Source organism: Pseudoalteromonas sp. MB41, from assembly GCF_020966275.1.
Classification (GTDB): domain Bacteria; phylum Pseudomonadota; class Gammaproteobacteria; order Enterobacterales; family Alteromonadaceae; genus Pseudoalteromonas; species Pseudoalteromonas lipolytica.
This window is the reverse complement of sequence record NZ_JAJJZF010000001.1, coordinates 69,168-84,068: the sequence shown is the minus strand read 5'-3', so window position 1 is coordinate 84,068 and position 14,901 is coordinate 69,168. Positions and strand designations below refer to the sequence as shown.

At 41.0% G+C, this 14,901-nt stretch carries 6 protein-coding genes and 7 tRNA genes; 9 read left to right on the top strand and 4 right to left on the bottom strand.

Going from position 1 to position 14,901, the window contains the following annotated elements:
• Positions 1-56: 56 nt before the first annotated feature.
• The 8 genes from LPA49_RS00355 to LPA49_RS00320 all read left to right on the top strand — a co-directional run bounded on the left by LPA49_RS00355 (position 57) and on the right by LPA49_RS00320 (position 2,214).
• Positions 57-132: transfer RNA gene (locus LPA49_RS00355), tRNA-Lys, on the top strand.
• Positions 133-193: 61 nt separating this feature from the next.
• A tRNA-Lys gene (locus LPA49_RS00350) sits at positions 194-269 on the top strand.
• A 62-nt stretch (positions 270-331) separates the two neighbouring features.
• Positions 332-407, top strand: a tRNA-Lys gene (locus LPA49_RS00345).
• A gap of 64 nt (positions 408-471) precedes the next feature.
• Positions 472-547: transfer RNA gene (locus LPA49_RS00340), tRNA-Lys, on the top strand.
• Between the two features lie 53 nt (positions 548-600).
• A tRNA-Lys gene (locus LPA49_RS00335) sits at positions 601-676 on the top strand.
• Between the two features lie 53 nt (positions 677-729).
• A tRNA-Lys gene (locus LPA49_RS00330) sits at positions 730-805 on the top strand.
• A gap of 130 nt (positions 806-935) precedes the next feature.
• The gene (nadA, locus tag LPA49_RS00325; RefSeq protein ID WP_036967789.1) at positions 936-1,976 is read left to right on the top strand and encodes a quinolinate synthase NadA; all 1,041 of its coding nucleotides are present in this window, start codon (positions 936-938) and stop codon (positions 1,974-1,976) included.
• A 150-nt stretch (positions 1,977-2,126) separates the two neighbouring features.
• Positions 2,127-2,214, top strand: a tRNA-Ser gene (locus tag LPA49_RS00320).
• 94 nt (positions 2,215-2,308) lie between these two features.
• On the opposite strand, the gene LPA49_RS00315 is transcribed toward LPA49_RS00320, so the two are convergent.
• Both LPA49_RS00315 and LPA49_RS00310 read right to left on the bottom strand, forming a co-directional pair.
• Positions 2,309-8,476, bottom strand: a complete 6,168-nt coding sequence (locus LPA49_RS00315; RefSeq protein WP_230235250.1) for a pectinesterase family protein — start codon at positions 8,474-8,476, stop codon at positions 2,309-2,311.
• Positions 8,477-8,556: 80 nt separating this feature from the next.
• On the bottom strand, positions 8,557-11,514 hold the full coding sequence (locus LPA49_RS00310; protein ID WP_180310908.1) for a TonB-dependent receptor: 2,958 nt from the start codon (positions 11,512-11,514) through the stop codon (positions 8,557-8,559).
• Between the two features lie 174 nt (positions 11,515-11,688).
• On the opposite strand from LPA49_RS00310, the gene LPA49_RS00305 reads away from it, so the two are divergent.
• Positions 11,689-13,101, top strand: a complete 1,413-nt coding sequence (locus LPA49_RS00305) for a polysaccharide lyase family 1 protein (RefSeq protein WP_065978516.1) — start codon at positions 11,689-11,691, stop codon at positions 13,099-13,101.
• A gap of 119 nt (positions 13,102-13,220) precedes the next feature.
• Here the strand turns inward: LPA49_RS00305 and LPA49_RS00300 are convergent, their stop codons facing one another.
• Together LPA49_RS00300 and LPA49_RS00295 are read right to left on the bottom strand one after the other, a co-directional pair.
• Entirely contained in the window at positions 13,221-13,619 is a 399-nt protein-coding gene (locus LPA49_RS00300; protein WP_074989413.1) for a DUF2750 domain-containing protein, read from the bottom strand.
• A 631-nt stretch (positions 13,620-14,250) separates the two neighbouring features.
• The gene (locus LPA49_RS00295; protein WP_036967802.1) at positions 14,251-14,832 is read right to left on the bottom strand and encodes a TetR/AcrR family transcriptional regulator; all 582 of its coding nucleotides are present in this window, start codon (positions 14,830-14,832) and stop codon (positions 14,251-14,253) included.
• Between the last annotated feature and the right edge of the window lie 69 nt (positions 14,833-14,901).

Here is a 14,901-nt window from a genome sequence, read left to right as displayed (position 1 = left end):
AATGGTATACTTTTAGATATCGGCGGATTTACGCAGCTTTAATAATGTAACAGAGCGGGTCATTAGCTCAGTTGGTAGAGCAGTGGACTTTTAATCCATTGGTCGATGGTTCAAGTCCATCATGACCCACCATTCTTTGAATGGTACAGTTACATATCGGCGGATTTACGCAGCTTTTAATAAGCAGCAGAGCGGGTCATTAGCTCAGTTGGTAGAGCAGTGGACTTTTAATCCATTGGTCGATGGTTCAAGTCCATCATGACCCACCATTCTTTTTGAATGGTACTGTTAATATCGGCGGATTTACGCAGCTTTTAATAAGCAATAGAGCGGGTCATTAGCTCAGTTGGTAGAGCAGTGGACTTTTAATCCATTGGTCGATGGTTCAAGTCCATCATGACCCACCATTCTTTCTAGAATGGTAATCTAAAATCGACGGATTTACGTATAGCTTTTAGTAAGTAATAGAGCGGGTCATTAGCTCAGTTGGTAGAGCAGTGGACTTTTAATCCATTGGTCGATGGTTCAAGTCCATCATGACCCACCATTCTTTTGAATGGTTATTTATATCGGCGGATTTACGCATCACATATCAAGAGCGGGTCATTAGCTCAGTTGGTAGAGCAGTGGACTTTTAATCCATTGGTCGATGGTTCAAGTCCATCATGACCCACCATTCTTTTTGAATGGTCATGCATATCGGCGGATTTACGCATTACATATCAGAGCGGGTCATTAGCTCAGTTGGTAGAGCAGTGGACTTTTAATCCATTGGTCGATGGTTCAAGTCCATCATGACCCACCACGCTTAATTTATCTTTTTTATCTAAGTTATCCCTTAATTATCTTTAACAGCACTCAGCAATACTGTTCTTTAGAGTTATATTCTCGTATAATTCGCGCCATGAATGCACTGTGGACTAAGTGGTCGAGAAATGAGTCTAGCTGAACAAATTATGCCTGAGGATTATATCTTTCCTCCAAAGCCAGCGCCGTTATCAAAAGATGAGCAAGCTGAGTACAAAGCACGTATTAAACAATTACTAATAGACAAGAATGCAGTTCTTGTTGCCCATTACTATACGGATCCTGAAATTCAAGCACTTGCTGAAGAAACAGGCGGCTGTGTGGCCGACTCGTTAGAGATGGCACGTTTTGGTGCTAAACACGATGCGGATATTATTGTTGTCGCCGGCGTGCGTTTTATGGGCGAAACAGCAAAAATCTTAACGCCAAACAAAACAGTTGTAATGCCAACTTTGGCTGCGACCTGTTCATTAGACGTAGGGTGCCCAATTGAAGAGTTTTCTGCGTTTTGTGATCAACACCCAGATCGTAAAGTAGTGGTGTACGCTAACACCTCTACGGCGGTAAAAGCACGTGCCGATTGGATTGTTACCTCATCATGTGCGCTTGAAATCGTTGAGCACTTAGATGAGCAAGGCGAAAAAATCATTTGGGGTCCAGACAAGCACCTTGGTTCTTATATTCAAAAGAATACCGGTGCCGATATGATTATGTGGAATGGCGCGTGTATCGTTCATGACGAGTTTAAAACCAAAGCGTTAAAGGACATGAAAGCCCTACACCCAGATGCAGCGGTGTTAGTACACCCAGAGTCACCTGCTGAGATTGTTGCCCTTGCTGATGCTGTTGGTTCAACAAGCCAACTAATTAAAGCTGCGCAAACCATGGACAACAAAAAGTTCATCGTGGCGACAGACCGCGGTATTTTTTATAAAATGCAGCAGTTATGCCCAGAGAAAGAATTCTTTGAAGCACCTACAGCCGGTGAAGGCGCAACATGTAAAAGCTGTGCACATTGCCCGTGGATGGCTATGAACGGCTTAAAAGCGATTGAAGAAGCCCTAACAGACCCACAAGGCAAAGAAGTGTTTGTTGATATGGACTTACGCGAAGGCGCGTTAAAATCGCTTAATCGCATGTTAGAGTTCTCTGCGACACTACAACGCTAAGAATTGTTGCGATAGAAATGAAAGGCAAGGTGTACATACCTTGCCTTTTTTGTTTGTTTACTAGCCACTTAAGTTAGCTATTTTAAAAACCCCTTGCGTATGTAGGGTTGTTTTCATACTATAACGCCGCGTTAATCAGTTAACGCTTTAGGTGACGTGTCCGAGTGGCTGAAGGAGCACGCCTGGAAAGTGTGTATACGGCAACGTATCGAGAGTTCGAATCTCTCCGTCACCGCCATTTCCTTTCAATATACTTGTCTATTTTTATCAAATTTTCTTTATAAAAAAATAAACCCCGCAATTGCGAGGTTTATAGCGTAATGCGAAATGCACTATTGAATGCTTATTTCATCCAATGTGATAGTCGCTTCACTTTCCGTTCTTATGGTGATGAATGAAGTGCTGGTTGCAACGAGTCCATCCACAGTATAAGTTTGGCCTGCTGTTAAGTCAGACAGCGGCACAGAATAAAACTTAGACGCAGTGCCATGAATTGAATTGCTACTACCCGAAGTATTGTTATCGACATAAATTTGAAAGTTTTTGGCTGTGTTTCCAGCCACCGCTGCAACTTTGAACGTTACTTGGTAGTTGTTTGATAAATCAAGCAAGCCTGTTGTTTCGGTGTCATTTCCTGTCGTACTGGTACTTGGGGTTGTGTTAGCAATGCTAATTCTAGCGCCAGTCATTGTTAACTGTCCGCCAGCGACGTCAACATTACCTGTTACACGGTAGAACAGCGCTTGTTCGTTACCCGCAGCTCCTGAAATATCACGATAGCTGTTACTAAAAAACTCATCAGTATTAGCAGCAGAGAAGTTTTCAGTAAAAGGCAATCCAAGTGGTTCTTGTATAGGAGGCTCCGTTGGAGACTGAATATCAGGAATGTTTAAATCACTTTGATCCAGCTTACCAACACCTGCATGAGCAAGTACATGTGCTTTAACATCCATTACAGGCGTAAGCGTATATTCATAAGGTGCTTTATATGAGCTGGTTGGCGTCATGCCGTTTTCAGTCACTTCTGCTCGTACATCCCCATCTGCCGCATCACTCCATGTAATGCCTTCGCCTAGATAATTACCTGATGTGTTCCAATAACCAATCTGTGCTGAATAAAAAGAAACCACAGGGTTCTTGGTATTTTCAAAGTAATTATTCTCTATGTGTAGCTCAGCTCCCATACGTGAATTAATTGCACTTGAAGTGATATTGTTATAGTAGTTATTGAAAATATGACCATTACCGAACCTAAATAAAGGGACCCGAGAGACAATATTTTCAAAGCGGTTGTGATGGAAGGTGATATGACGGTTTTTATTACTGCTGTCGTCATTGTCACTATGGCCATGTAATGAAGTTTTCCAACTATCATGTATATAGTTGTAAGAAATGGTAATGTTCTCAGCACCCGACTTAGAGTCAATTAAGCCATCATAATAGTCTTGATCCACGGAGAGCGAAGAATACAACTCATTATGGTCAATCCAAATGTTTGCTGTTGTTTCGTTTTCATCACCTTCAATTGAAATTCCGTCTTTACCACCAGTGAGTACTTCATGAATTTTTAAGTTTTGGATGATAATGTTGTTAGCGCGGCGAATAGCAATGCCAATCCCATTAAACTCACCTCTATCAGCCACACCGATAATTGAGACATTATTCATATCTTTAATTTCAATAGATTTATTATCACCGCCACTGTTAGCATCTGTGATTACACCATCAACATAGATAGTAATAGCGGATGCTGAAGACTTCGCTTGTGCTAGGGCTGCTTTTAATGAAGCCCCATTATCAACAGTAACAACAGTACCGCCTTCACCTCCGGTGATATTATAGTTATACCCTGCAAACCCTCGACTAGGATTGATTGGCGCAATGCTGACAGGCTCATCCGGTAGTTGAGGAATAGCAAGTGGTTTTGGACTCCATCCTTGACCGTCGTTATAATCTGCAAAAATGTTTTCGCGGTCTAGCAGCTCGCTGACTTCTGAATCTGAAAGAATATAGCCACCTTCGCGTTCAGATAAATCAAGTGGATTACCGTCTAAATCCATACTGCCATATTCGCGCCAACCACTGGTTGCTGTGGCAACGCTAGGGTTAGGAGCAGGTTGATTATTTACACCTTGAACAGCCCAGCCAATTTTAGCGATATGTGTATCAAACCTATTGTTTATTAAGGTTATATTATCAAAGTATGTATCGCTGCCTCCACTTCTTGCAATGTATGTTGAGTTATCTAAAACATCATTGCCAATGGGGCCAGGACCATGTGTGAATCGACTATTCAAGAAAATAAAACCAGGGTCTGTTTCTACAGGTACACGCGCTTGTAAAACATAGCCACCCGCTGAGTCAGTTAAAGGATCACCGTCTTTTGAATCACCGATTGTACGGATCTCTGAACTCTCGAATAACGCCGTTGTTGGGTAACCCCAAATAAAATCAACATTCCCTGCAACAAGCGTGTTGTAGAACCATGAGTATCCTTTTAACAGGAGGGTATCTTGTTCACTTTTAAAGCGGGCATTGTTCGCAACTAGGCGGTACGGGCTATTGAAATAAATAGTTTCTGCTTGGTTCGAATCCACTTTATTACGAATATGCGTATTTTTAAGGGTGAGATTATTAAGGGTCAGCATGTCGACACCTTCTACTAAAAACACACTTCTACCTCCGTTAGGTGTTCCTGTGCTAATAGGTGCACTGCCACCCGTGCCGCCATTCATAGACTCGTAATTCTCATATTGAATAACGGTGTTTTCTTGGCTTTCACCTTGAATAGTGAGGTTGTTTTTATCGCGTAAAAATAACAGTTCGTTATAGATGCCGTCTTTTATGGAGACAGTGGTGTGCTCATCTTTGCCCAAGTACTGCATAGCAAAATTAAGTGCACCTTGCACAGTTCTAAAGTCTGCCGCACCTTCATCATCAACGAGCAGCTGATTACCTGCAGGCATGCTTACTTTAGTGACAAAGTCCCATTGACTGTTATCACCTAGGCCACTAAATTCTTGACCATTTAGCATTGCACCAACCACGACATCATCACCAATTACAACACGGTATGTATGTCCATACTCAAGGGTATTATTGCGTGGTTTAATGGTGAGCGTGTTCCCATTTAGCTGTAGTGGATAGTAGTAAACAGAGCGAACTTTAGCTTGTCCAGCAAAACCAATGTGGTCAATGTTTTTACCAACGGTAAGGGTATCGACTAAACTGTTATCGCTGACTTTATAAATACGTACTTCACCTAAAGCGCCTAAACTTGGTTCATTATCAAATGTAAGGCTAAATTGCGTATCAATAAATTGATTGGCACTGTTTTTTTCAGGAAATAATTTTCCAGCTAAGTCGCCATAGTCAGTTGTTGGCATGACAAAACCTTCAGCCACACTCACCTCTATTGTTCGGGTTATGGTACTATCAGAACCAGAGACGAACGTAATCGTGGCATTACCGGCCGCCATTGGGGTGAGAGTAATTACACTCCCATTGATATCGACACTGACAATTTTGTCATCAGTTGAAGTCACTGTGAATTCATCAATTGTTACCCCATCATTTTTAATGGCGGTGACATTAATTGTTAATGGTTCAGCTGTCGTTGAGGTGTCCCAGTTAGGGTCCTTGTAATCCAGTGTGAGTTGAATGGGTTTGATAGTCGGATCGCCAACTTTTAAGTCATCCAATTCAAATGAACGGTTATTAGTAAATAAACCTATTAGCCCACGTGCGCTGTAATTTGTATCACTCACTGAGCCTAAGTTTTCACCATTTAAGTAAATGGTTAATTGATCATTGATTAATTCAAAACGGGTGGTGTACCAAACACCGTCTTCTGTGCCCCCTTTTTCGCCGAGTAAAATAGGTGTACTTGCCTGAACAGGGCGTGCAATAGAGCCCTCGGTGCTGACAGCAACTTCTACTCGCGTGCTACTAGATGAGTTTTGTACATTTAAACCGCCACCGTACCAGTTTCCTGTATCTTGATAACGGGCCATCATATACAACTGTTTGTTTGCTGTTGTACTGTTTTGACGAGGACGAATTTTCGCTTCTACAAAATAATTACCTGTTTGTGGGATATTTTGCATTGCTTCGTCTGTAGCTAAAATAAGTTCACCGCCTGCGTTGCCTGCGGTGTATCGCATCATGTTATTACCGTTGATATTTAAAATATCGAATTCACCCATGGCACCGTCTACGTTAGTAGGCGTTGCTAAAATTTTCCAGTTGCTCAAATCACCACTTTCAAAATCATCACAAAAATACAGTTCAGGTGCATCTGAACACTTAAAGATACTTGGGTCTTCAACGTACTCAATGCGTAAATTATTAATCACTACTTTACCGCCTGTCTCGGTACGCAATTGTAAAAAAGAGTTCTTGGTAGCGAGTTTTCCGGGTACGACTAAGGTTTCGCCAACAACTAAGTCATTGATTAACTCGTTGAAGAATCGAGATTCACCACCGTGCATCGATTTAGAGCTACTTGATGTATTGTTGTCGACATAGATTTGGAACTTGTTGTCACCTTCAGGATCGCTGGCACTGACAATATCCATGACGACTTGGTAAGGCCTTGATAAATCAAATACCCCCGTTGAGTTTGTATCATTTTCGCTGGTTTCCACGCCCGCAGTGGTATTACCCAAAGTGAATCGGCCCCCGTCCAGTTCTAAGCCGTTTTCGACGACGGTGACGGATCCTCCAGTTTTTGAAAACATCGGAACTTCATTACCTTGACTATCAACTATTTTTTGATAGTCGACAGAAAAAATATCACCAGTAACAGTCGTAAAATCGTTTGTGTAAGGCAGTTCAACAGTGGGAATCTCACCTGTCGCAGGTGGATCAATTGGCGGTTCAACAGGTGGCACAACTTCTGGCACATCTGTCGCAACTGTTTCTATTTTTAGATTATCTATGACTAATAAGGCGGCTGAATCGGTTCTGATTTGAAAGTAAGAGTTTTTAATATCTGCGCTCAGAATACCGCGTGCATCTGGGTGCGTTAATTCAGTTCCTGTATTAACATCTTGCCCAGGTATATAAGTATAAGAGAAGCGTTGTCCGACAGGCAGGTTGGTTTCATCAATCGATTTTCCATAAAACTTTGATGCATCAGCATGCACAGAGTTACTTTGGCTTGTTGTATTGTTATCAACGTATAAAGAAAGAGAGCCTGCACCATTATGGCTAATGACGTCAAAGCTAATAGTGAAGCCTTCGCTTAAATTGTATATCCCCACACCCGTTGTATCGCTTGGCGATGATTCTTTACCAGGTAGGGTATTACCGATTGTGAAACGGTCACCTTCCAAAACAAGCTGACCCAATTCATTGATAATGGCACTGCCGCCAGATTTAAAATAAAGAGGCCCACTTCCTTGCTCATCAGAGAGGCTCTTATAACTGGATGAGAAGAATGTATCAGTGTCGGTATCGAATTCTTCGTTTAACGCAAGACCGGTTTGTTCAGCAAGTTCACTAAGCTTTACCAGCTCATTTTGGGCTTGCTGTTCATCAAATGCTAAAATATTGTTGTATGCATCATCGTTGTTATCACAGCTAAGTACTAACGTTGCAAGCTGTGCTGCATCATTTGTAGAGCACACACTAAAGGTATTATTGACAGTGTTGTGCGAGCGAGAAATTAAATAATGCTTACTCGGTGTATCACCTTCACTGGTTGTTAATACTAAAACGCGATTACCAAACTGAAACTCATAGCTGCCAACAAGCGTTTCATTCCCATCGACTAGCTTAGTGAATGACCCCGTGCTTGCTCCTTCTTCACTAGGTATAAACTGCCACATTTCAATACTCGCTTTTGCCCCTTTTACAACGGGGTTATAAATTGTTCCCGTGAAGTCGGCAGGAGTGAAGGCGAGAGGCTGTGTACTGTTATACTGCTCAAAAATAAAATCTACAAAATGCATAATGGCAGTATCAGCACTCACTAAGCTGGTATTTGCTCCCCCAGCGTTAGCAAGCCATTGATTTACCTTTTCGTCAAAATCGTCACTGGCAAAGAATTCTGCAGGTGTTTGTCCTTGGGCTAATTCCATTACGGCAGCCTGTGCTGCTGCGTCACTAATGGTAATACCGTTACTGGTGTCACCATCCACATCTAACGACTGCAATAAACGCAAACTATTGATTACAGCAGGATGAAATACGGTGTCTGTAGAGAATACGCTCAGTGGAGTGACAACATTGCTGGCCGCGACACTTGGAAATGTCAGCTCACCAATAGAAAATGTGATCGCTTCACCACGGAAATAATCAAATTGGCCATTACTGTCCGTTTTACCGTTTGTCACAGACGGGCTGTTATAGGTCAATCCGGCGACAGGGCTATCTATAAAAACCCCTTGAATAGGGGGGAGTGGCGCCTCTTTTACGTTGACAGAGCTTTCTTCGCCGCAGCCTGCAAGTACGGCAGCAAGCAATAAGCAAGATGGAATTTTAATTGTGCTATTCATACATCCCTCCAAGGATGAACGCGTTTAGCAACACAAACGCGTGTGTTCAGTGATTATTGTTGTTTTAAGTAGTTGAATTATTAGTAGAACTTATAATTCATTCCTAGTTGATATGTCCGACCATAATCTTCTCGTTGATACAAAATCTCGCCGCCAGACTGATCATTACCGGTGAAATAACGAAGGTCTGACTCGTCGGTGATATTGATTGCATCAAAGTAGAATGAAAGGTGTTCGTTGAAGTCGTAAGTCGCTTTTATGTCAAAGGTTAATATGTCATCTTGGTAGATATCAGCCCATGTTTTACATGCTTTAGCATCATTTTTGTCTGCTGAAATAGGGCAAGAGCCTACTTGCTCTAAAATATCGGAACGATAATTACTGATTAGCCTAAGTGACGCTGTTTTATTCTCCCAACCCAGCGCAATATTAGCGGTAATATCTGCTTGGCCTGGTAACGGCATTTTTTCATAGCGTATGGTGTCATCGAGTTTTGACTCACTACTGACGACGGTCATATTACTTTGCCAAAATAAGCCGTTTTCAAAAAACTGGTTATAACTAAGCTCCATACCATACACGGTTGCTTTATCACCGTTTAAGGTGATATCAACTTGATTTATGACTAAGTCTTGTGGAATCGCGAAGTCAGAAACATGATCAACAGGTAATGTAAGAGGTAGCTCATCTAACCCCATTTGAATACCACTGACATCAACAATGAAGTTATCAATATTTTTATAGAAAACAGCTACTTCAACGAATAATTCTTTGGAAGGATACCAACCAAATGAGGCGTCAAAGTTGTCTGATGTCATTGCGACAAGATTTGGGTTACCAACTTGAAGTGCATTGTCGGGCCCCAAAATATAGTTTTGTAATTCTAATGCACTTTGCCCATCGGGTTCGCTATAACATGTATTGGTTGTGGGGTCGCATAAACTGATATCATCATCAAACCGTGCATATCCTCGTGCTTGTTTAAACGAAGGGCGAGTGTAGCTGGTCCATAAAGAGGTTCTAACTAACATCGTTTCATTTGGTTCATAACGAAGATGCATACTAGGGAAGTATTCACTGTAAGTTATTGATGATTCAGGTAACGGAACTGCAATATCTAAGGTATGCTCACCACCAAATGACCAATCGTCATTTTCAAGTGACATAAAACCAGTCGACGAAAACTCGGTATGCGCATAACGCACACCCGTTATTACGCTTACTGTTTCTGATAACTGCAGTTCTGCCATAACATAAGCGGCATACGTGTCCTCGGTGAGTACATAGTCTTCTTTAGTGCTGTCGATTGACACTTCGCCACCGGTGGCATTTTCGCGCGTAATTTTTGTTGAATCAACCATGTACTCAACATCCTGCGCGGACACTAAAGGGTAGGTGAATAAATCACCAGCGGGCACACTATAGTCATAATCGGTAATATTAGAGTTAGCAACAGCGATACAGGTTTCATTACCATCGCAATCATCAGCATTTATCGTGTAACTCCAACGATCTTTATCTCTATAGTGTTCACGTTCGTTATAGGTGCCCCCAAACTTTATAGAATTTAAAAACTGACTATCAAACTCCTTTTGAAAGTTAAGTTTAAAGCTTGTGATTTCGTCTGTGCGGGTGCTGTCTTCCATGAATAGGTTATCGTATTGCATATTAGAAAGATCGCTTAAATCACCGTCGGCCTCACCAGCAAAAACATCATTGTCTGGGTCAAGCTCAAAACCACCAAGAGCCGCAGCTTCAGAAGGCGTTAATACTTTCGCAGTAATAAAATCACGGCCAGCCTTGCCATAAACGATATTTTCTCGTTCGCGGAATTGCACACGACGATCACCCACTGATTCATCGTCTGTTTTAGAGTAAGCATATTCATAATCTACGCGCCACGACTCAGCAAAGTAGTTTTCACCACCAAAGCTATAGTTGGTGGTTACAGTTTCACCTTCTTGAATAAAATACTGGTTGTAAACATCAATATCTGAAAGTGCAAACTCCTTAGTTTGTGGGTTAACATAAATAACTTCGTCTTCTTGATCGCCATTATAAAAGTTATAAAATTCACGTTGAGCGATATCGTCGTCGGTGTATTTTGAATAATTACCACGAATATAGTAAAAGCTGTCTTCATTTGGTTTGAATTCGACATTCAGTGTGGCATTGGTACGTTTACGATCCGCTATTTCGCGACGGTTTTCGAGCTGTGCAGGGATTAAAATTTCTTCTGCATTTGCTAATTCTGTTTCAGAGAGACCAATACCCCCTTTTAAAAAGTTCATATCACGAGAGCTGTGATGACGTACTTCATCGACTTGTGTTTGTCTGTCTTCATAGCTGGCCGCAAAGCCAATACCAACTTTGTCATCAAATAACAACTGTGTACCATCAATACTAAACTTCGGTGAATGTGCCTCTCTCATTTCATTGTAAGAATCTTGAAGTTTTATTTTCAGTGTATTGTCACCACGGTCATAAGCCGAAATAGCTTTTACGTTTACTGCGCCACCGATTGAGTTTAAGTTCATATCAGGTGTGAGCGTTTTAAACACCTCAATTGCACCAAGAGAGTCACCCGTTATGCCATCAAGGCCGACTTTTCGGTCATCACCTGCACCAGAAAGTTCCGCGCCATTCATATTTACCGACACAAATTTGGGACCAAGACCACGTACTGCTACATATTTACCTTCGCCTTCGCTTCTTTCTAAGGTGACACCGGGAACACGACGTAGAGACTCAGCGACATTTTGGTCAACTAAGTTACCTAAATCATCTGTAGCAATCACAGAGCTAAATGCTTTGCTTTCACGTTCCATTGCTCGGGCTTTTAAATCAGCCTGATAAATGCCTGTTACAGCGATGATCTCCATGTCATCATCTTCATCTTGGGCTTTCTTTATCGCTGTTTTTTCATTACTACTAGACGCTGTTTGCGGTACGGGTTTGGTTGTCTGTGCGTCTTGTGCATAGACGGGCAGGGCAACCAAAAGTGCTGCTGCAATACCGCTGAGTTTTATCGTTTTCATTGTTGTTCCTTTTTAAAAGGCTTTTATTGTGTTCTATTTTATTTTTAAAAATTCATTTGCCACCGGTGGCAAATGAAGATAACATAAAGTTAACACCGCATTAATTAAACTGTCAATTTTTTAATCAGCATAAAGGCTGGTTTTTTTCTATAAGGTACAAAAAGGTGGGTTTGAATGAAAAGTGAACAATACCGGTTTCGTCGAAACGTCCTATTGCTACTGTTTGGTGCATTGAGTGTGTCACTATTTAGTGCAAATAGTATGGGTCAGTCGTTAACGCCTAGGTCTATTGCCTTTGATGGTGCCGAAGGGTTTGGTAAATTCTCTCGAGGTGGCGCAGAGGGGAAATTGTATATTGTAACGAGCCTCGAAGACAAAGATGAGCCCGGAACCTTACGTTACGCAATTAATCAAAAGCATCCTCGCGTTATTACATTTGCTGTGTCTGGGGTGATTAAGCTGTCAAAAGAATTAAAAGTAAACCACGGTCGAATTACGCTAGCAGGGCAAACCTCTGCGGGAGGCATTACCATTTCAGGTGCGCCATTTACTGTCTCAAATGCAGAGGATGTGATTATTCGGTTTATTCGTTTTCGATTAGGGACATTTAAGGTGGTAGAAGACGCATTAACTGTGCGCAATTCTAACAATGTTATTATAGACCATTGTTCATTAAGCTGGTCTGTTGATGAAACGGGTAGCTTTTACAATAATCGTAATTTCACATTACAAAACTCTATTATTTCATATAGCTTAAACGACTCTATTCATCCTAAAGGAAAACATGGTTATGGTGGTATTTGGGGAGGAGCTAATGCCTCTTTTATTAATAATATAATAGCAAATCATGCAAGTAGAACTCCCCGTATAAATGGACACAGACTAAAATCTCCTTACCCTTACACAGATGAATTTATCGAAGTGAGTAATAATATTATTTTTAATTGGGGACACAATAATGTGTATGGCTCTGAGAATGGGCGATTTAACCTAATAGCGAATTATTACAAACCGGGTAAAGCGAGCAAGCGCATTCAATTTGCGGATATTTGGTTCTCCCCATTCATTAGCAAAAACCAAGCTTATATCGCTGGAAATATTCTAGAAGGGTACCCAGAGTTTGATGATAAAAACTGGTTAGCTGTCAATTATAGAAATAAAAAAGAAGGGAAACGTATCGCCAGCCAAGCAAACAGCCCTTGGTTGAGTGATAAAAAAATTATAGTTGAGAAAGAGTCTGATTTTAAAGCAAAGAATGCGAAGCAGGTGTTTTATGACATCGCACAAAATCAGTTAGCGGGAGCGAATAGAAATGCAAATGGCGTGTTCATAGACAGCGTTGATCAGTTAGTTTATGACCAACTCAATGACAAGCGTCCCGTAACAGGGGATGGGTTAATTAATCATGAACTTGACGTTATTCCTAGCTGGCAAGCGTATGAAGCTCAATTTAAAGATGTTGCTGTTGTTCAAGATAAAAATAACGACGGTATTGCCGATAGCTGGTTTGCACAACAAGAAGCGGTGCTAAAAACATTAAACGAATCACAAAAATTAGAATTATATTTAGAGCATTTAGCAAAGTAGTCAATAATTTTTGTTAAATTGGCAGGATTAGGTATTTTACGGATTGGTATCATAGCCTATCGGTAAATACCGCATAACAAAGGGAGCTATTGCTCCCTTTGTTAAGTTATAAGCATGATTTAAAAGCGTCTTTTTGGCACTCTTAGTTGCGAGTCAAATTCGTCAGGGAATAAAATAGTACCGTCATCTTGTTCAGTTGGAAAAACGGCAATCAGTAAGTCATCTTGTTCAAGACCTGGCGTCCAGCGGCTCAACCAATCTTTGACGGGTATCGCTTTGGGCTCGCAATCTTGCCACTCTCCGGTTGCCCAACTTTGTGCAAACTCACGGCTAGGCCAAACGGGTACGCAGTCATCGTCTTCATTGGTAAGCATTACACAGCCGTGCTCATCATTAAGGATCCAAATCTGTTTAAATTCGTGAACCATTTCAAACATATAAGCGAGTCGTTTTTTTGTACCAAGGGCAAGGATTTCGTCTAATTCTGTTTCAACACGTTTTGCAGTTGCATTATTCATGACAGGCTCACTCTTTTTAGTTATACACAGCATTATCTTAATCATAAGGTGATAAATTAATATGACAAGTAATAAAGCGATTATCTCTGTGCAATGAATGGTGGTTAATGCGCCTTCACGGCTATTAATGTAAGCGGCAAGCCATTGGTGCATTCGCTGTTTATAAATTAGATAGTTGTTGGTTCGGTGTGTGTTGATTTTGCACTTATCGATTTAGATTTAAGTAACTGAAATCGTTCACTGGAAGGTGGCACCAATGCAAAAGATAAATCATTTATCCACGAAGAATTAATATTAACAGTGACATAAGCAGGGTACACGTGCACTTTTTCTACAACAGTAATCGTGCTGATAACGCTGTGAGTTGGGTCGTTAGGAAGGGTCAATTTATCGGGATGAGTAAACCTACAAAGTGGGATTATGGGGCAGGACAGTTAATTTAACACTGAGCTGTTCAATGAAGTCATGGTTACTTGCTGTGATTGTAAATATATATTTTCCAGGCTCAGTTGCTATATGTGTATGTGTAATAAGAGAAAAGTGGTCTCCTAAATTGATTTGCTTTTTGTAAGATAACTATTCGCTATTGGCGTGGCGACATAGTAGTTATTAATAGTGCGAATGCCGTGAGTTAATTAAGAAGGGCACAATATAAATCATCGGCAAGCAGCTGTAGCGCTTTTGGATCGCTATTAGTGAGCGCATAAGTACGGATACCATAAATACCCATAACTAAAAAGCGCGCTAATTGCTGCGCGGTTTTACTGCTTTTAAATTCGTTGTTATCAAGGGCTTTTTGAATTTGTTCGGCAAGCGTATTTTCGTAGGCATTTAAGTTGCCACGTAGCACGCTGCAAATTTGCGGATCGTTGCCTTCTACCTCTGAAATACTCTTGGTGAGTAAGCACACTTTTGCTACTTCGCCTTTGATACACTCATCAACAATGAGGGTCAGATAATTTTTAAGTGTTTCTAAAATAGGCTGTTTATTATGAAATAACGCTGTGAACTGTTGATTACGATCTTTTTGATATTGTTCTATAGCTCTTAAAAATATCGCTTTTTTATTGCCAAAGGCGCCATACAGCGAACCGGGGTGAAGGCCAGTAACGTGCGTTAGTTTTTGCATGCTGGTTTTAGCATACCCAAACTCCATGAAGGCTAGCATGGCTTGTCTTAACACATAGTCATTATCAAATTCAGCAGTTCTCATTACATCAACTTTTTGAGGTCATTATTTGCAGTCTACTTAATCTTGAACAAATATTCAAAAATAGCCTTG